This window comes from Pseudomonas fluvialis, from assembly GCF_002835605.1.
In the GTDB taxonomy this organism is placed as follows: domain Bacteria; phylum Pseudomonadota; class Gammaproteobacteria; order Pseudomonadales; family Pseudomonadaceae; genus Aquipseudomonas; species Aquipseudomonas fluvialis.
Genome location: NZ_PIYS01000029.1, coordinates 64,630 through 81,064 on the forward strand (window position 1 = coordinate 64,630; position 16,435 = coordinate 81,064).

The following is a 16,435-nucleotide window of genomic DNA, read 5'->3' on the forward strand; positions in this document are numbered from 1 at the left end:
CGGGCTTGAGCCAGATCAATGAAGTGGCGAGATGGTCCCGGCAAAGGCCTGAACTACTGGGGTTTTCCTGCCCCTGTGACAGCTTGTTACCTTGTCAGAATTGGGGCTTTTCTTTACCATCTGGCGAATTTTTAGCGCACCACCGTTTTCATACTAAAGGCCTGAACCACAGGCCATACAGCTGATGGGAGACGACTTAATGAGCAATGACGGCGTGAATGCAGGCCGGCGTCGCTTCCTTGTGGCAGCTACCTCTGTGGTAGGTGCGGCAGGAGCGGCGGGCGCTGCGGTCCCGTTCGTGGGGTCATGGTTCCCCAGTGCGAAGGCCAAGGCTGCGGGTGCCCCGGTCAAGGTGAATGTCAGCAAGATCGAGCCGGGTCAGCAAATCGTTGCTGAGTGGCGTGGTCAGCCGGTGTTCGTCCTCAACCGCAACGCAGAGATTCTGGCTGCGCTGGAGGCTGTCGAGGGGCAGGTCGCGGATCCGCAATCGCAAGCCTCGGAACAGCCGAGCTATGTCGATCCGAAGCACCGTTCGATCAAGCCTGAGCTGCTGGTGGTCGTCGGCCTGTGTACCCATCTGGGTTGCGCGCCGTCGTTCCGTCCGGAAGTCGCTCCGGCCGATCTGGGACCAGACTGGAAGGGTGGCTATTTCTGCCCCTGCCACGGCTCCAAGTACGATCTGGCGGGCCGTGTCTACAAGGCCCAGCCGGCGCCGCTGAACCTGCCGGTTCCGCCGTACAGCTACGAGTCTGATGACGTCATCATCATCGGCGTGGATCAGGAGAAGGCATGATGAGCAAGTTCATGGAATGGGTTGACGCCCGCTTCCCCGCCACCAAGATGTGGGAAGACCATCTGTCCAAGTACTACGCACCGAAGAACTTCAACTTCTTCTATTTCTTCGGTTCGCTGGCCCTGCTGGTGCTGGTCAACCAGATCCTTACCGGTATCTGGCTGACCATGAGCTTCACCCCGTCGGCCGAGGAAGCCTTCGCTTCCGTCGAGTACATCATGCGCGACGTGGAGTACGGCTGGATCATCCGCTACCTGCACTCCACCGGGGCTTCCGCGTTCTTCGTGGTGGTCTATCTGCACATGTTCCGCGGTCTGCTCTACGGCTCTTATCAGAAGCCGCGCGAGCTGGTGTGGATCTTCGGCATGCTGATCTACCTTGCCCTGATGGCCGAGGCTTTCATGGGCTACCTGCTGCCCTGGGGCCAGATGTCCTACTGGGGTGCCCAGGTGATCATCTCGCTGTTCGGTGCCATCCCGGTGATTGGTGCTGACCTGACCGAGTGGATCCGTGGTGACTACCTGATCTCCGGGATTACCCTGAACCGCTTCTTTGCCCTGCACGTGATTGCCCTGCCGATCGTCCTGCTTGGCCTGGTGGTCATGCACATCCTGGCGCTGCACGAAGTGGGTTCGAACAATCCCGATGGCATCGAGATCAAGAAGCTGAAGGACGAGAATGGCGTGCCGCTGGATGGCATCCCCTTCCACCCCTACTACACCGTCAAGGATATCGTTGGCGTCGTAGTGTTCCTCTTCGTGTTCTGTGCCGTGGTGTTCTTCTTCCCGGAAATGGGCGGTTACTTCCTGGAGAAACCGAACTTCGAAGCGGCCAACCCGTTCAAGACGCCTGCGCACATTGCCCCGGTGTGGTACTTCACGCCCTTCTACGCCATCCTGCGCGCCGTGCCGGACAAGCTGCTGGGTGTGATTGCCATGGGTGCAGCGATTGCCGTGCTGTTCGTGCTGCCCTGGCTGGACCGTAGCCCGGTCAAGTCCATGCGCTACAAAGGCTGGATGAGCAAACTGTGGCTGCTGGTGTTCTGCGTGTCCTTCGTGATCCTCGGTGTGCTGGGTGTGCTGGCGCCGACCGATGGTCGCACGCTGCTGGCGCGTATCTGCACCGTACTGTACTTCGCCTACTTCATCCTGATGCCGTTCTACACCCGGATGGAGAAGACTAAACCGGTTCCGGAAAGGGTGACTGGCTAATGAAAAAGCAATTTGCAGCACTTATTTTTGCGCTCCTGCCGGCTTTTGCCTCTGCCGCTGCTCTGGAAGTTCCGCTGGATAAAGTGGATATCGACCTGCGCGACAAGGCCGCCATGCAGGACGGCGCGCGTACTTTCGCCAACTACTGCATGGGCTGCCATGGCGCCAAGTACCAGCGTTACGAGCGTGTCGCGCGTGACCTGGGCATCAGCGAAGAACTGATGAAGGCCAACCTGGTATTCACTGGCGCCAAGATCGGCGACCACATGAAGAGCAGCATGCGTGAGCAGGACGGCAAGCTGTGGTTCGGTGCGGCGCCGCCCGACCTGACCCTGGTGGCTCGCGTACGCGGCAACGACTGGCTGTACAGCTACCTACGTGCCTTCTATGAGGACCCGACCCGTCCCTACGGCGTCAATAACAAGGTCTTCCCGAATGTCGGCATGCCCAACGTACTGGCTGGTCTGCAAGGCCGTCAGGTCGTAGGTTGCAAGCAGGTACAGGTAGTGGAGGGCGGCAAGAAGCAGTTCGACCCGCTGACCGGTGCGCCGATCACTCACGAAGCCTGTGACCAGCTGACCATTGTGCCGAACAGTGGCGAGCTGACACCCGAGCAGTTCGACGAGAAGGTGAAGAACCTGGTGACCTTCCTGGCCTACTCGGCCAACCCGGTCAAGCTGGAGAGCCAGCGTATCGGTACCTACGTACTGTTGTTCCTGGCGTTCTTCTTCGTGTTCGCCTACCTGCTTAAACGCGAGTACTGGAAAGACGTGCACTAAGCACTGTCTGGCCGTTCGCAGCGCGCGCCCTACGGGGCGCGCGCGTCTTTCTGCCTCCCAAAAAGTTGAACCGCGAGGAGGAGCCTCACCGCATGGCCGCCATCAACAAGCTGACGCTGTTTTCCGATCCGCTGAGCCATTACAGCCATCGGGTACGTCTGGTACTTGCCGAGAAATCCGTGCAGGCTGAACTTATCGAGGTGCAGGCCGGACAATGCCCGGCGCAACTCAGCGAGCTCAATCCTTACGGAAGCCTGCCTACCCTGGCCGATCGCGACCTGGCGCTCTACGAGACCAGTGTGGTGATGGAGTACCTGGACGAGCGCTATCCGCATCCGCCGTTGTTGCCGGTTTATCCGGTGGCGCGGGCTAACAGCCGCCTTCTGGTGCATCGTATCCAGCGCGACTGGTGCCGACAGGTCGACCAGATCCTTGATCCCCGGCAAAAGGATGCCGTACGGGTGCAGGCGCGCAAGGAGTTGCGCGAGAGCCTGATTGGTGTGTCACCACTGTTTGCCGACAAGCCTTTCTTCTTGAGCGAGGACATGAGTCTGGTAGATTGCTGCCTGTTGCCCATTCTCTGGCGCCTGCCACAGCTGGGTATTGAACTGCCCCGTGCGGCCAAACCCCTGCTTGATTATATGGAGCGTGGTTTTGCCCGACCGGCGTTCCAGGCCAGCCTGTCGGCGGCCGAACGCGATATGCGCTGAGGAGCCTGCATGAACTCCAGTCGTCCCTACCTGTTGCGTGCACTCTACGAATGGATCGTGGATAACCAATGCACGCCGCATCTGCTGGTCAATAGCGATTATCCGCAGGTGCGCGTGCCGCCCGGTTTTGCCAGCGATGGACAGATCGTTTTGAATGTTTCGCCGTCGGCGGTGCGCTACCTGGAAATGGACAACCAGGCGGTCAGTTTCGAAGGGCGCTTTGGGGGTGTGGCGCACCGTTTATACGTGCCTTGCGCGGCCGTGCTGGCGATCTATGCCCGAGAAAACGGGCAAGGCATGGTCTTCGAGCTGGAAGCCCCGGAAGCAGAAGCTGTTCTGGCTGAAGAGGAAGGTGCGACGCCTCAGGATGAACCGCCCAAGCCCGGCGGTCGGCCCAGCCTGAAGGTCGTCAAGTAAGGGGGCGGCCGTACCTTACGGGTACGGCCAAGACTGTACTGAATGGTCTGTCAGTTGGTGTATTCGAACAGGCGGACGATCTTCTGTACCCCGGAGACATCCTGCACGATGCGCGTGGCCAGGTTGGCTTCCTGACGACTGACCAGGCCCATGAGGAAGACTACGCCGTTTTCCGTAACCACCTTGATATTGCGTGCTGGCACCTTGCTGTCGGCGGTCAGGCGCGTCTTGATCGAACTGGTGATGGTCGCGTCATTGACGCGTGCCAGGCCGCTGACCGCGCTGGGCGGCATGAGCTGCAATTCGTTGTGTACCCGGCGCACTCCGGGCTCTGACTTGGTCACTCGTTCGGCCAGTTCCTTGAGGTCGGCGCGCGGCGTTTGCCCGGCCAGCAGAATTACCCCGTTATAACTGACCACCACCACGTTCGAGTTGCTCTTCAGGTCAGCGCTGGCCTGGTTGATCTTGCTGCTGATGCGTCCCGGCAGCAGCTTGTCATCGATGGACTTGCCGATGCTGCGGTTGCTGCAGCCAGCGATGGCCAGGCAGGTACTGAGACAGAGCAGAAGCAGGGCTTTGCGAGTCATTCTTCACTCCCGAACAGTTGGTTGTCGATCAGGTCGCACAGGCAGTGGATGGCCAGCAGATGGACTTCCTGGATACGTGCGGTGACCTTGGCTGGCACGCGGATCTCCACATCTTCCGGCAGCAGCAGCGAGGCCATGCCGCCGCCATCACGGCCGGTGAGCGCCACAACGGTCATTTCACGGTCATGTGCGGCCTGGATGGCCTGGATGACATTCGCCGAATTGCCGCTGGTGGAGATGGCCAGCAGCACGTCGCCGGGCTGGCCGAGGGCGCGGATCTGCTTGGAAAACACCTCGTTGTAGCTGTAGTCGTTGGCGATCGAGGTGATGGTCGAGCTGTCGGTGGTCAATGCCATGGCCGGCAGGCTGGGGCGTTCGCGTTCGAAGCGGTTGAGCAGTTCCGAGGAGAAGTGCTGGGCATCGCCGGCCGAGCCGCCATTGCCGCAGGAGAGGATCTTGCCCTCGTTGAGCAGGGCGTTGACCATGACCTGGCTGCCTTGTTCGATCACGGGGATCAGCACGTCCATGGCCTGCTGCTTGGTGTCGATGCTGGCCTGGAACATCTGGCGGATTCGGGATTGCATATCCATCGTTGAGACCTTCGAGTGCGCGGCTTGCGCCGGTGAACTATTGCCTGCGCGGTGAGCGGGCGCCATGGCGTGGTTTTTTACCCGACCGGACGTTATCGGTCGAGCAGAATTGCTTGATAGACCCGATTCAGCCGGTAAATGCTCCCTGCAGCCAGTCCGGCGGTTGCTCGCCGTCCAGGGCGACGACATCGAAGCGGCAGGCCAGGCGTGCGAGGGCTGGGTGTTGCTGGAGAAACTGCTCGGCGGCACGAATCAGTCGTGCCTGTTTGCGCGCATCGACGCTGGCCGCCGCGCCGCCCCAGGCGGCATGGCTACGATAGCGTACCTCGACGAACACCAGATGGTCGTCGTCGCGCATGATCAGGTCCAGTTCCCCCAGGCGGCAGCGCCAGTTCCGCTCGAGCAAGCGCAGTCCCTGGCGTTGCAGGAACTGACAGGCGCGTTGCTCGGCGAGCTGGCCGCTGTGCTGGCGGCTCAATAATCGTTGCCTGGCAGCGGCACGACCTGGCCGTCGCGGATCTCGGCCCAGGGCAGTTGGCGCTGTACGCGTTGTCCGGGAGCCAGGCTCAGGCGGCCGGACAGGCCGTCCAGGCTCATTCCCGGCAGGCTTTGCAGCTGTTGCAGGCGCGGGGTCAGCTGATAGGCATCGGCGCCCATGGCATACAGGCGGCCCAGGCTGCCCGAGGCTTGCGGCCATTGACCGCTGGTCTGTTGCTGCAGGCTGTTGTCGGCAAACAGCAGCCAGGGTGTTTCGCAGAAGCGAATGCCGTCCATGTCGAGCAGTTGTGTGCTGTTCTGCGTACCGCTGTAAAGGTGCGATGTGGCGTAGACCGGAATGTCGCCGGCGTATTGAAAGGCCAGCGTTGGCTTGATCTGTTGGGCCTGCTGCGGTGTGGCGGCGAGGAAGATGAAGTCGATATCGTGGCGACGCGCCGGCTGCGCATCGATGGTGCTGCCCACGGCGGCCTCCAGGCGCTGCGCGCGTGCTTCGCTTTGGCGCAGCTGCAGCAGCTCGGCAATCTGTCGTGCCAGCTCGACGGGTTGATCGATGTATTGCACGCCAAGCAGCTCCCCGCCTTGTGCTTGCCAGCTACCCTGGAAGGCGGCCAGCACGCGGCGGCCCCATTCGCCGCTCGGCACCAGCGCTACGGCGCGGCGCATGCCGTCATCCCAGGCGCGTTGCGCGGCTGCGCGCGCCTCGTCCTCGGCAGCCAGGCCAAACTGGAAGAGCTGGGCCGGCGGTGTGCGCGTGCTGTCGCTGTAGTTGAGGGCGAGGGTGGGCAGGGGCAGTTGCTCGCGTTCGCTGAGTTGCTTGACCAGCGGTTTTTCCAGCGGGCCGACGACCAGCTGGATACCGTCCTGGCTGGCTTGCTGGTAGAAAGCGTCCAGCGAGCTGATGCTGTTGCTGTCATACAGTTGCACGCTGGGTAGCTGTGGGTTGCTGGCCAGGGCCTGGTAGTGCGCGGCCAGGAAGCCGTCACGCAGGGCGCGTGCCACCGAGGCCAGCGGGCCGTCCTGGGGCAGCAGCAGGGCAATTTTCTGCAAGGGCTGGCGAGCCAGTTGCTGGATGTCGCGCAGTGCCTGGGGCAGGTCTTGTGCCGCCGGGTGCTGCGGGTGGGCTGCCAGCCAGGCGTCGATCTGCGCGCTTTGCTGTTGTGGCGTGGCATTCTGCTTGCTGATCAGTGCCAGTTGTCGCCAGGCGTCGAACTCGCTGTCGCCCTCGCTGTGCAGTTCCTGGCGGGAAAGCTGGCTGAGCAGCTTCCAGATATGGGCATGGTTGGCCGCCTGTTGCTGGTCGGCGAGCAGGGGGGCAATGAACACGCGCTCACGGGCTGCCGCGAGCAGTTGTTTATCGGCTTCCAGGGCCTGGGCGCGTACGCTCTGGCTGCGCAGTTGCTGCTCCAGTGGCAGTTCGGCGAGGCGCTCGAAGCTGGGATGGGCGAAGGCCTTGATCGCGCTTTTTGGGCGTTGGCGGGCCAGGTCCAGCTCAGCGCTCAGGGTGCTGGCATAGATTTGCTGGGCCGGCTTGAGCGAGTCCAGCGGCACCTGTTGCAGGATGTCTGCGGTCTGCTGCCAGTGGCCCAGGCGCAACGCCTGCTCGGCGGCGGAGAGGCGCAGTAGCGCCGCCTGTTCACCTTGGCTGCTGCTGGCTTCGCTGAGCAGTTGCTCAATGCTGGCCTTGGGGGTGCGGGGCAGTTCGCCAAGCGGGGCGCGGCCGTCGCTTGCGCAGGCGCAAAGCAGGGCGGCAAGGCTGAAGGCGAGCAGGGGGCGCAAGGTCATGGAGTCTATCCTGGTACTCGGGTCAACGAATCAGCGATTGTACCGAAGGGGCGCCATGGGTGCGAACCTGTGGCGGGAAAGCCGTTACAATCGTGCGCCTGTTCAATGTCCCGGAGTTTGCCGTGTCGTCCGCCCCTTTGAGTTCATCTGCTGTCGGTACCCTGTATGTGGTGGCTACGCCGATCGGCAATCTGGAAGACATCAGCGCGCGTGCCCTGCGGGTGTTGCGCGAGGTGGCGTTGATTGCCGCGGAGGATACCCGTCACTCGTCGCGGCTGCTGCAGCACTTCGGCATCACGACGCCGCTGGCCGCCTGTCATGAGCACAATGAGCGCGAACAGGGGGGGCGCTTTGTCGAGCGTTTGCTGGCGGGTGAGGATGTGGCGCTGATTTCCGATGCCGGTACACCGCTGATTTCCGATCCTGGCTTTCATCTGGTGCGTGCCGCGCGGGCGGCTGGGATTCGTGTGTCGCCTGTGCCGGGAGCCTGTGCTCTAGTCGCGGCACTCTCTGCCGCTGGCCTGCCGTCGGATCGCTTCATCTTCGAGGGTTTCCTGCCGGCCAAGGCGGCAGCGCGCCAGGCGCGCCTGCAGGGCGTGGCGGAGGAGTCCCGCACCTTGATCTTCTACGAGGCACCGCATCGTCTGCTGGAGTCCCTGCAGGACATGTGCGAGGCCTTTGGCGGGCAGCGTCAGGCGGTGCTTGGGCGTGAGTTGAGCAAGACTTTTGAAACCCTCAAGGGGCTGCCGCTGGATGAGTTGTGCGCCTGGGTGGCGGCTGATAGCAACCAGCAGCGCGGTGAGTGTGTGGTGTTGGTGGCGGGCTGGCAGGCGCCCGAGGGCGAGGAGGCGCTGAGTGGTGAGGCGCTGCGCGTGCTTGACTTGTTGTTGGCCGACTTGCCGCTCAAGCGTGCCGCAGCGCTGGCGGCGGAGATTACCGGGGTGCGCAAGAACCTGTTGTACCAGGCAGCGCTGGCTCGTCAGTCTTAGCGTTGAGGCGGCACGGCGACGCTGGTTGTTGCGCTTTGCGCTTGCCGCCTGTGGCGGCTGCCGTTACCCTTGCCGGCGGAGAGTCGGCTGGACAGTCGCTGCCTGCCATCTGGCAGGGGGAGGAAAGTCCGGGCTCCATAGGGCGGAGTGCCAGGTAATGCCTGGGAGGCGTGAGCCTACGGAAAGTGCCACAGAAAATAACCGCCTAAGCGCGCAAGCGCCGGTAAGGGTGAAAAGGTGCGGTAAGAGCGCACCGCACGGCTGGCAACAGTCCGTGGCTAGGTAAACCCCACTCGGAGCAAGACCAAATAGGGTTCCATTGGCGTGGCCCGCGCTGGAACCGGGTAGGTTGCTAAAGCGCTGCAGTGATGTAGTGCGTAGAGGAATGGCTGTCCTCGACAGAACCCGGCTTACAGGCCGACTCTCCACCTTCCTTTCTCGCTGCTGTAACTTCTGCAGTGCTGTTTTTCCCGCCTTTTTAATGCCTAAAAAATCTTACTCTTAACAAAGTACTTTAAGTTCGAAGTTCAGTGCTTTGTGCTGGTTCGTTTTTGCCTGTTCTGGCTCCGTCAAAAAGCCCCTTCATTCCCCCTGGGTCGGCGCTAAATCGCCGTCACATAAGGATTTTTCCGCTTTGCCGTGCCTTGACGGTGGGGTTGCTGCGTTCCTATAGTGTGCCGAAGTGGCATAAAGTGGGTTGAAGTGGTTTTTATGGGCACGGATAGCTAGTTAATAAGGGGAAGCGCAGCCTTGTTTCGCGGAGCTAACGCCATCAGTCTCGACGCCAAAGGGCGCCTCGCGATGCCGAGTCGGTATCGTGATGAGCTGCTTGCGCGTTGTGCTGGCCAGCTCATCGTGACCATTGATGCGGTAGACCCCTGCCTGTGTATCTATCCGTTGTCCGAGTGGGAGCTGATCGAGGCCAAGCTGCGTGAGCTGCCGTCGTTGCGCGAAGAGACGCGCCGCCTGCAGCGCCTGCTGATCGGCAATGCAGTGGATATCGAGCTGGACGGCAACGGTCGTTTTCTCGTGCCGCCGCGCCTGCGCACCCATGCCGGCCTGGACAAGCACGCCATGCTGGTCGGGCAACTGAACAAGTTTCAGCTGTGGAACGAGGATGCCTGGAATGCCCTGGCGGAAGCGGATCTGGCTGCCATCAAACAACCCGGCGCGCTGCCGGATGACCTGCGTGATCTGATCCTGTGAGCATGACCAGCCCGTTTCGCCATATCACCGTATTGCTCGATGAAGCTATCGAGGCCCTGGCTGTGCGCGGCGATGGCTGCTATGTCGATGGCACCTTCGGGCGCGGCGGGCATAGTCGCCTGCTTCTGCAGAAGCTGGGAGCGGAGGGCCGCCTGCTGGGCTTTGACAAAGACCCGCAAGCTATTGCCACGGGGCAAGCGCTGGCGGCCGAAGACGGCCGCTTTGTCGTTGTGCAGCGCAGTTTTGCCGAGCTGGGCGATGAGTTGGCGCAGCGCCAGCTGCATGGCCGAGTGGATGGTGTATTGCTCGATCTTGGCGTGTCCTCGCCGCAGCTGGATGACGCCGAGCGGGGCTTCAGCTTTGTCAATGACGGCCCGCTGGATATGCGCATGAATCCGCATGCCGGGCTGAGTGCCGCGCAGTTCATTGCCATGGCGGACGAGGAAGAAATTGCCCGGGTCTTCAAAGAGTATGGTGAAGAGCGTTTCGCCAAGCGTATGGCGCGAGCCGTGGTGCAGCGTCGTGCGCTCAAGCCGTTCGAGCGTACTGCGGACCTGGCCCAGGTGCTTACCGATGCCAATCCCGCCTGGGAGAAGGGCAAGAACCCGGCGACCCGTGCTTTCCAGGGCCTGCGTATCCACGTCAATAATGAACTGGGTGATTTGCAGCGTGGCCTCGATGCGGCGCTCGAAGCCCTGGCCGTGGGTGGGCGGCTGGTAGTGATCGGCTTCCATTCCCTGGAAGACCGTATCGTCAAACAGTTCATGCGCCGGCATGCCAAGGGCGAAGTTGATCGCCTGCCGCGTGACCTGCCGATCATCCCCAAAGCGTTCGAGCCGCGCCTGAAGCTGCATGGCAAGCCGGTGTTTGCCAGCGAAGCGGAAGTACGTGCCAACCCGCGTTCGCGCAGTGCCGTCATGCGTATTGCGGAGAAGCTGCGGTGAGCCGCCTGTTCGCCAAGCCCCTGCCACCGGGTAGCAGCCTGCTGCTGGTGCTGTTTGTGTGCATCGTACTGTCGGCGCTGGGCGTGTCCTACTGCGCGCATTGGAGTCGCCAGTTGCTCAACGAGCTGTATGGCGAGCTCAGTGTGCGTGACAAGGCGCAGGCCGAATGGGGACGGCTGATTCTTGAGCAGAGCACCTGGACAGCGCATAACCGTATCGAGAGTCTGGCCGCCGAGCGCTTGCAGATGCGCATTCCCGAGCCGGGCGAAGTCCGCATGGTGGCGCCATGATCCGCCTGCCCGGGGTGCAGTATCCGTGGCGCTTTCGTCTGGTGCTGGTGGTGCTTGCCGTGCTGGTGGCAGCGATCGCCTGGCGGATTGTCGACCTGCAAGTGGTTGATCGGGATTTCCTGCAGTCGCATGGCGATGCCCGCAGCCTGCGGCATATCCCGATTCCCGCACACCGCGGGCTGATTACCGACCGCAATGGCGAGCCGTTGGCCGTCAGTACGCCGGTCATGACCCTGTGGGCCAACCCCAAGGAGTTGTTACCGGCGGCTGGGCGTATCCCCGAGCTGGCCGCGTTGCTGGGCCTGGAACCGCGTGCGCTGGTGCAGCGTATCGAGCAGAACGCCCGGCGGGAATTCATCTATCTGATGCGTGGTCTGACGCCCGAGCAGGGTCAGGCGGTACTGGAATACCGGATTCCCGGGGTGTATGGCGTGGAAGAGTTTCGGCGCTTCTACCCGGCCGGTGAAGTCACGGCACATGTGGTCGGTTTTACCGATATCGATGACAAGGGGCGCGAGGGCGTCGAGCTGGCCTTCGACGAGTGGCTGGCCGGTGTGCCGGGCAAGCGCCAGGTGCTCAAGGATCGTCGCGGCAAGCTGATCAAGGATATCCAGGTCACCCAGAACGCCAAGTCGGGCAAGGCTCTGGCGTTGTCCATCGACCTGCGCCTGCAGTACCTGGCGCACCGTGAGCTGCGCAATGCCCTGCAGGAGTTCGGTGCCAAGGCTGGCAGTCTGGTGATGCTCGATGTGAAGAGCGGCGAAGTGCTGGCCATGGTCAACCAGCCGACCTACAACCCCAACAACCGGCGCAATCTCAATCCCCAGGCCATGCGCAACCGCGCGATGATCGATGTCTTCGAGCCGGGTTCCACGGTCAAGCCGTTCTCTATTGCTGCGGCACTGGGTACCGGGCGCTGGAAGCCCGAGAGCACCGTGGATACCCATCCGGGCAGCCTGCGTATTGGCCGCTACACCATTCGCGATGTGTCGCGCGGTGGCGTGCTGGACCTGACGCAGATCCTCATGAAGTCCAGCAACGTCGGCATCAGCAAGATTGCTTTCGATATCGGTGCCGAGCCGATCTATGCGGTGATGCAGCAGGCCGGCCTGGGCCAGGATACCGGCCTGGGTTTCCCTGGCGAGCGCGTGGGCAACCTGCCCAATCATCGCAAGTGGCCGCAGGCGGAAACCGCCACCCTGGCCTATGGCTACGGCCTGTCGGTGACTGCCGTGCAGTTGGCGCATGCCTATGCCGTACTGGCCAACGAGGGTAAGAACGTGCCGCTGTCGATGGTCCGTCAGGATCGCCTGCCGCAGCCGGTACAGGTCATGGATGCCGCCGTGGCCAAGCAGGTGCTGCAGATGCTCCAAGCCGTGGTCGAAGAGCCGGGTGGCGGTGGTGCACGAGCCAAGGTGCCGGGCTATCACGTCGGCGGCAAGAGTGGTACCGCGCGCAAGGCGGCGGTTGGCAGCAAAGGCTACGTCGACAAGGCCTATCGCTCCTTCTTTGCCGGGGTCGGCCCCATGGATAACCCGCGTATCGCCACCGTGGTGATGATCGACGAACCGAGCAACGGTGCCTACTACGGTGGCCTGGTGTCCGCTCCGGTGTTCGGCAAGGTCATGGCCGGGGCGCTGCGTTTGATGAATATCGCGCCGGATAACCTGCCTGCCGACGAGCAGCCGCAGAAGCTGGCCCAAGTCAATGGAGGGCGCTTCTGATGCCCATGCCACTCAATCAATTGTTGCCGCAGGCCGAGTCCGCGGTGCTTATTCGTGAACTGGCCCTGGACAGTCGCAAGGTTCTGCCGGGCGACCTGTTCCTGGCTGTGCCGGGTGGCCAGACGGATGGCCGGGCGCATATCGCTGATGCCATTGCCCGTGGCGCTGCAGCCGTGGTCTACGAGGCTGACGGTGCTGCGCCGATGCAGGACAGCGCGTGCGCGCTGATCGCGGTGCGTGGCCTGTCTGCCCAGTTGTCGGCGATTGCCGGGCGTTTCTATGGCGAGCCGAGCCGCGCCCTGCGCCTGATCGGCATCACTGGCACCAATGGCAAAACCAGTGTCAGCCAGTTGCTGGCCCAGGCCCTGGACCTGCTCGGCGAGCGCTGCGGAATCATCGGTACGCTGGGTAACGGTTTCCATGGCGAACTGCTGGCCGGGCGGCATACCACGCCGGATGCGCTGGGCGTGCAGGCCACCCTGGCACAGCTGAAACAGGCAGGCGCACGTGCCGTGGCCATGGAGGTTTCTTCCCATGGTCTGGAGCAGGGGCGGGTGGCTGCGCTGGATTTCGACCTCGCCGTGTTCACCAATCTTTCGCGTGACCACCTCGACTATCACGGTGACATGCAGGCCTATGGCGAAGCCAAGGCGCGCCTGTTCGCCCAGCCGGACCTGCGTGCCCGGGTGATCAACCTGGATGATGCCTTTGGTCGTGAGCTGGCCGCTCGGAGCCTGCCGTCGCGGCTGTTCAGCTACAGCCAGCAAGACAGCAAGGCCAGCCTGTACTGCAGTGAAATGCGCTTCACCGAACAGGGTGTGCAGGCGCGCCTGCATACCGCGCAGGGCGAAGGCTGGCTGCGCAGCGCGCTGCTCGGTCGTTTCAATCTGAGCAACCTGCTGGCCGTGGTGGGTAGCCTGCTGGCGCTGGGTTATCCGTTGGGCGAGATCCTCGCCCTGGTGCCGCGTCTGCAAGGGCCGCTGGGGCGCATGCAGCGCTTCGGCCAGCCGGGGCAGCCTGTACTGGTGGTCGATTACGCGCACACCCCGGATGCCCTGGAGCAGGTGCTGTCGGCCTTGCGTCCGCATGTGCAGGGGCGGCTTTATTGCCTGTTTGGTTGTGGTGGCGACCGTGATCGCGGCAAGCGTCCGTTGATGGCCGCGGTGGCCGAGCGACTGGCTGATCAGGTCTGGGTGACTGATGACAACCCGCGCAGCGAAGCGCCCGAGCAGATCTTTGCCGATATCCGTGGCGGCTTCGTGCAGCCGGAGGCGGTGACCTTCCTGTCCGGGCGCGGCGAGGCGATTGCCCGCCTGGTCAGCCAGGCCGAGGCCGGCGATGTCGTGCTGCTGGCTGGCAAGGGGCATGAGGATTATCAGGAAATCCACGGCCAGCGCCTGCCGTTCAGCGACCTGCAACAGGCCGCCGAGGCTCTGCGTGCCTGGGAGGTGGCCCATGCTTAAGCCACTGTCTCTGGCGGAAATGGCTCTGGCCCTGAATGGTCGTCTGCTGGGCGGGGACGTGGCGTTCAGCAGCCTGTGCACGGACAGCCGGCGCCTGCAGCCGGGGCAACTGTTCGTTGCCTTGCGTGGGCCGAATTTCGACGGGCATGCCTACCTGGCGGAAGTGGCGGCCAAGGGCGCCGTGGCGGCGCTGGTCGAGCAGGCGGATGCCAGCCTGGCCCTGCCGCAGTTGCAGGTGGCTGACACACGACTGGCGCTGGGCCAGCTGGGCGCACTGAATCGTCAGGCGTTTCGTGGCCAGTTGGCGGCAGTGACCGGCTCCAGTGGCAAGACCACGGTCAAGGAAATGCTCGCGGCCATCCTGCGTGCGGCGCTGGATGGCGAAGTGCTGGCCACGCGTGGCAACCTCAATAATGACCTCGGGGTACCGCTGACCCTGCTGGAGTTGGCCGAACAGCATGTTGCGGCGGTGATCGAACTGGGTGCCAACCATGTCGGCGAGATTGCCTACACCGTGGCCCTGGCGCGTCCGCAGGTGGCTATCCTGACCAATGCCGGGAATGCCCATGTTGGCGAGTTCGGCGGTCCGGAAAAAATCGTCGAGGCCAAGGGCGAGATTATTGAGGGTTTGCCGGCTGACGGTACGGCGGTACTTAACCTGGATGATGCCGCCTTCGCCACCTGGCAGGCGCGTGCCGCCGGGCGGTCGATCCTGCGTTTTGCCCTGCAGGACGCGCGAGCCGACTTCCATGCGGGCGAGTTGCACCGTGATGCCCGTGGCTGCCAGGGCTTTACCCTGCACAGCCCGCAGGGACAGGCCGTGGTCCAGCTCAACCTGCTGGGTGAGCACAATGTCAGCAATGCCCTGGCGGCCTGCGCGGCGGCGCATGCCCTGGGCGTCAGCCTGGCTGCGATGGTCGCCGGGTTGCAGGCCCTGCAGCCGGTGCCCGGGCGCTGCGTAGCGCAGTTGACGGCGCAGGGTGTGCGGGTCATCGATGACAGCTATAACGCCAACCCTGTGTCGATGTGCGCGGCGGTGGACATTCTGGCCGGTTTTGCCGGACGTACCCTGTTGGTAGTGGGCGACATGGGCGAGCTGGGCGAGTGGGCCGAAGAAGGCCATCGTCAGGTGGGTGCGCATGCCGCCGGCAAAGTCTCTGCACTGTATGCGGTAGGCCCGCTGATGCGCCATGCCGTGGCGGCATTCGGTGCCGGCGCCCGTCATTTTGCTGATCAGGCCAGCCTGATCAGCGCTCTGCAGGCCGAAACGGCCGGCACCACCATTCTAATAAAAGGCTCACGCAGCGCGGCGATGGACAAGGTCGTCGCGGCACTCTGTGGCCAATCCGGGGAGATTCACTGATGCTGCTGCTACTCGCCGAGTACCTGCAACAGTTCCACAAGGGCTTTGCCGTGTTCCAGTACCTGACACTGCGCGGCATTCTCGGCGTGCTGACTGCGCTCGCCCTGTCGCTGTGGCTGGGTCCGTGGATGATCCGTACCCTGCAGATCCGTCAGATCGGCCAGGCCGTGCGTAACGACGGCCCGCAATCGCACCTGTCGAAGAAAGGCACGCCGACCATGGGTGGCGCGCTGATTCTTACGGCCATCGCCATCAGCACATTGCTCTGGGCCGACCTGTCCAACCGCTACGTGTGGACGGTGCTGGCGGTGACCCTGCTGTTCGGCGCCATCGGCTGGGTGGATGACTATCGCAAGGTGATCGAGAAGAACTCGCGTGGCCTGCCGAGTCGCTGGAAGTATTTCTGGCAGTCGGTGTTCGGCCTGGCGGCGGCTATCTTCCTGTATGTCACGGCGCAGAATCCGGTGGAAACCACGCTGATCGTGCCCCTGCTCAAGGACGTGGCGTTGCCGCTGGGCGTGGGTTTCGTGGTGCTGACCTATTTCGTCATCGTCGGCACCAGCAATGCGGTGAACCTCACCGACGGCCTGGATGGCCTGGCGATCCTGCCCACGGTGATGGTGGCCGGTGCACTGGCAATCTTCTGCTACCTGTCGGGCAACATCAATTTTGCCCAGTACCTGCTGATTCCCTATGTACCAGGTGCTGGCGAATTGATTGTGTTCTGTGCCGCACTGGTGGGGGCGGGGCTGGGCTTTCTGTGGTTCAACACCTACCCCGCGCAGGTGTTCATGGGTGACGTCGGTGCGCTGGCCCTCGGTGCCGCGCTCGGCACTATCGCGGTGATCGTCCGTCAGGAGATCGTGCTGTTCATCATGGGCGGGGTGTTCGTCATGGAAACCCTCTCGGTGATGATCCAGGTGGCCAGCTTCAAGCTGACCGGCAAGCGCGTGTTCCGCATGGCGCCGATCCATCACCATTTCGAACTCAAAGGCTGGCCGGAGCCGCGGGTGATCGTGCGCTTCTGGATCATCACCGTGATTCTGGTGCTGATCGGCCTGGCCACCCTGAAGCTGCGCTGAGGACGTA

General features: G+C 62.9%; 17 protein-coding genes and 1 other RNA gene. 14 read left to right on the forward strand and 4 right to left on the reverse strand.

Features of this window, described 5'->3' with window-relative positions; genetic code table 11:
- The first annotated feature begins 199 nt into the window (after positions 1-199).
- The 5 genes from petA (at position 200) to CW360_RS15120 (ending at position 3,910) form a co-directional block, all read left to right on the forward strand.
- Positions 200-793, forward strand: coding sequence for a ubiquinol-cytochrome c reductase iron-sulfur subunit (gene petA / locus CW360_RS15100; protein WP_093985901.1), 594 nt, complete (start codon positions 200-202; stop codon positions 791-793).
- Positions 793-2,004, forward strand: a complete 1,212-nt coding sequence (locus CW360_RS15105) for a cytochrome b (RefSeq protein WP_093985902.1) — start codon at positions 793-795, stop codon at positions 2,002-2,004. The genes petA and CW360_RS15105 overlap by 1 nt, the downstream gene beginning before the upstream one ends.
- The gene (locus CW360_RS15110) at positions 2,004-2,783 is read left to right on the forward strand and encodes a cytochrome c1 (RefSeq protein ID WP_101194280.1); all 780 of its coding nucleotides are present in this window, start codon (positions 2,004-2,006) and stop codon (positions 2,781-2,783) included. Before CW360_RS15105 ends, CW360_RS15110 begins: the two co-directional genes overlap by 1 nt.
- Before the next feature lie 92 nt (positions 2,784-2,875).
- On the forward strand, positions 2,876-3,493 hold the full coding sequence (locus CW360_RS15115; protein ID WP_093985904.1) for a glutathione S-transferase N-terminal domain-containing protein: 618 nt from the start codon (positions 2,876-2,878) through the stop codon (positions 3,491-3,493).
- 9 nt (positions 3,494-3,502) lie between these two features.
- Positions 3,503-3,910: a ClpXP protease specificity-enhancing factor gene (locus CW360_RS15120; protein ID WP_093985905.1), complete on the forward strand. Its 408-nt coding sequence runs from the start codon at positions 3,503-3,505 to the stop codon at positions 3,908-3,910.
- 50 nt (positions 3,911-3,960) lie between these two features.
- Here CW360_RS15120 and CW360_RS15125 read toward each other — a convergent pair whose 3' ends face one another.
- The 4 genes from CW360_RS15125 to CW360_RS15140 form a co-directional block, all read right to left on the reverse strand.
- A complete protein-coding gene (locus CW360_RS15125) occupies positions 3,961-4,497 on the reverse strand; it encodes a BON domain-containing protein (RefSeq protein ID WP_093985906.1) in 537 nt (178 codons plus the stop codon).
- The gene (locus CW360_RS15130) at positions 4,494-5,087 is read right to left on the reverse strand and encodes a phosphoheptose isomerase (protein ID WP_093985907.1); all 594 of its coding nucleotides are present in this window, start codon (positions 5,085-5,087) and stop codon (positions 4,494-4,496) included. Before CW360_RS15130 ends, CW360_RS15125 begins: the two co-directional genes overlap by 4 nt.
- Before the next feature lie 127 nt (positions 5,088-5,214).
- Positions 5,215-5,565, reverse strand: coding sequence for a YraN family protein (locus CW360_RS15135; RefSeq protein WP_093985908.1), 351 nt, complete (start codon positions 5,563-5,565; stop codon positions 5,215-5,217).
- Complete coding sequence (locus tag CW360_RS15140) at positions 5,562-7,367, reverse strand: penicillin-binding protein activator (RefSeq protein ID WP_101194281.1); 1,806 nt, start codon at positions 7,365-7,367, stop codon at positions 5,562-5,564. The genes CW360_RS15135 and CW360_RS15140 overlap by 4 nt, the downstream gene beginning before the upstream one ends.
- A gap of 137 nt (positions 7,368-7,504) precedes the next feature.
- Here CW360_RS15140 and rsmI point away from each other — a divergent pair, with 137 nt between their 5' ends.
- From rsmI to mraY, 9 genes are all read left to right on the forward strand, one after another.
- The gene (gene rsmI, locus CW360_RS15145; protein ID WP_392528565.1) at positions 7,505-8,356 is read left to right on the forward strand and encodes a 16S rRNA (cytidine(1402)-2'-O)-methyltransferase; all 852 of its coding nucleotides are present in this window, start codon (positions 7,505-7,507) and stop codon (positions 8,354-8,356) included.
- A gap of 79 nt (positions 8,357-8,435) precedes the next feature.
- An RNA gene (gene rnpB, locus CW360_RS15150) (RNase P RNA component class A) lies at positions 8,436-8,785 on the forward strand.
- 321 nt (positions 8,786-9,106) lie between these two features.
- The gene (gene mraZ, locus CW360_RS15155) at positions 9,107-9,562 is read left to right on the forward strand and encodes a division/cell wall cluster transcriptional repressor MraZ (protein WP_093985910.1); all 456 of its coding nucleotides are present in this window, start codon (positions 9,107-9,109) and stop codon (positions 9,560-9,562) included.
- 2 nt (positions 9,563-9,564) lie between these two features.
- The gene (rsmH, locus tag CW360_RS15160; RefSeq protein ID WP_101194282.1) at positions 9,565-10,506 is read left to right on the forward strand and encodes a 16S rRNA (cytosine(1402)-N(4))-methyltransferase RsmH; all 942 of its coding nucleotides are present in this window, start codon (positions 9,565-9,567) and stop codon (positions 10,504-10,506) included.
- On the forward strand, positions 10,503-10,796 hold the full coding sequence (ftsL, locus tag CW360_RS15165; protein WP_093985912.1) for a cell division protein FtsL: 294 nt from the start codon (positions 10,503-10,505) through the stop codon (positions 10,794-10,796). Before rsmH ends, ftsL begins: the two co-directional genes overlap by 4 nt.
- Entirely contained in the window at positions 10,793-12,520 is a 1,728-nt protein-coding gene (locus CW360_RS15170; protein WP_101194283.1) for a peptidoglycan D,D-transpeptidase FtsI family protein, read from the forward strand. The genes ftsL and CW360_RS15170 overlap by 4 nt, the downstream gene beginning before the upstream one ends.
- Positions 12,520-13,983, forward strand: a complete 1,464-nt coding sequence (gene murE, locus CW360_RS15175; RefSeq protein WP_101194284.1) for a UDP-N-acetylmuramoyl-L-alanyl-D-glutamate--2,6-diaminopimelate ligase — start codon at positions 12,520-12,522, stop codon at positions 13,981-13,983. The genes CW360_RS15170 and murE overlap by 1 nt, the downstream gene beginning before the upstream one ends.
- Positions 13,976-15,346, forward strand: coding sequence for a UDP-N-acetylmuramoyl-tripeptide--D-alanyl-D-alanine ligase (locus tag CW360_RS15180; RefSeq protein ID WP_101194285.1), 1,371 nt, complete (start codon positions 13,976-13,978; stop codon positions 15,344-15,346). The genes murE and CW360_RS15180 overlap by 8 nt, the downstream gene beginning before the upstream one ends.
- A complete protein-coding gene (gene mraY, locus CW360_RS15185) occupies positions 15,346-16,428 on the forward strand; it encodes a phospho-N-acetylmuramoyl-pentapeptide-transferase (protein WP_101194286.1) in 1,083 nt (360 codons plus the stop codon). Before CW360_RS15180 ends, mraY begins: the two co-directional genes overlap by 1 nt.
- Positions 16,429-16,435: the final 7 nt, after the last annotated feature.

Bases quoted from the DNA above. Each gene is read 5' to 3' on its own strand.
- murE (WP_101194284.1), top strand. From the start codon at position 12,520: ATGCCCATGCCACTCAATCAATTGTTGCCGCAGGCCGAGTCCGCGGTG.
- CW360_RS15140 (WP_101194281.1), bottom strand. From the start codon at position 7,367: ATGACCTTGCGCCCCCTGCTCGCCTTCAGCCTTGCCGCCCTGCTTTGC.
- rsmH (WP_101194282.1), top strand. From the start codon at position 9,565: ATGACCAGCCCGTTTCGCCATATCACCGTATTGCTCGATGAAGCTATC.
- petA (WP_093985901.1), top strand. From the start codon at position 200: ATGAGCAATGACGGCGTGAATGCAGGCCGGCGTCGCTTCCTTGTGGCA.
- CW360_RS15105 (WP_093985902.1), top strand. From the start codon at position 793: ATGAGCAAGTTCATGGAATGGGTTGACGCCCGCTTCCCCGCCACCAAG.
- CW360_RS15120 (WP_093985905.1), top strand. From the start codon at position 3,503: ATGAACTCCAGTCGTCCCTACCTGTTGCGTGCACTCTACGAATGGATC.
- CW360_RS15115 (WP_093985904.1), top strand. From the start codon at position 2,876: ATGGCCGCCATCAACAAGCTGACGCTGTTTTCCGATCCGCTGAGCCAT.
- mraY (WP_101194286.1), top strand. From the start codon at position 15,346: ATGCTGCTGCTACTCGCCGAGTACCTGCAACAGTTCCACAAGGGCTTT.
- CW360_RS15130 (WP_093985907.1), bottom strand. From the start codon at position 5,087: ATGGATATGCAATCCCGAATCCGCCAGATGTTCCAGGCCAGCATCGAC.
- CW360_RS15170 (WP_101194283.1), top strand. From the start codon at position 10,793: ATGATCCGCCTGCCCGGGGTGCAGTATCCGTGGCGCTTTCGTCTGGTG.
- CW360_RS15110 (WP_101194280.1), top strand. From the start codon at position 2,004: ATGAAAAAGCAATTTGCAGCACTTATTTTTGCGCTCCTGCCGGCTTTT.
- CW360_RS15125 (WP_093985906.1), bottom strand. From the start codon at position 4,497: ATGACTCGCAAAGCCCTGCTTCTGCTCTGTCTCAGTACCTGCCTGGCC.
- CW360_RS15180 (WP_101194285.1), top strand. From the start codon at position 13,976: ATGCTTAAGCCACTGTCTCTGGCGGAAATGGCTCTGGCCCTGAATGGT.